This window comes from Vibrio sp. 10N.222.49.C9, assembly GCF_041474985.1.
Classification (GTDB): Bacteria; Pseudomonadota; Gammaproteobacteria; order Enterobacterales; family Vibrionaceae; genus Vibrio; species Vibrio crassostreae_C.
In genome coordinates, this window is record NZ_JBFRVD010001192.1 from 1 (window position 1) to 230 (window position 230).

Genomic DNA, 230 nt, shown 5'->3' on the forward strand with positions numbered 1-230 from the left:
TAAATCACTCTTTACAGTCTAGCCGAGTTGGTGATTTTGTGGGGTGATCGGTTAAACGCCATGCAAGACTGTATTGCAAGAATGCATCGAGTAATGGGTTTAAGTATTTGTCTTTGTGCAAAACGATCTGCATTGAGCGCTCGAGAGGCAAACTAATGTTGAGTTTCTTCACCTTGCCCGCCTTTATGGCGCTATCTACCGACAGCTCCGACAAACACGCAAGGCCAAGC

Annotated in this window: 1 protein-coding gene; it reads right to left on the reverse strand. The window is 46.1% G+C overall.

Going from position 1 to position 230, the window contains the following annotated elements; translation table 11 throughout:
* Window positions 1-4 precede the first annotated feature (4 nt).
* The coding region (locus tag AB4585_RS27520) for a LysR substrate-binding domain-containing protein (protein WP_372171924.1) at window positions 5-230 on the reverse strand (226 nt) is incomplete at its 5' end.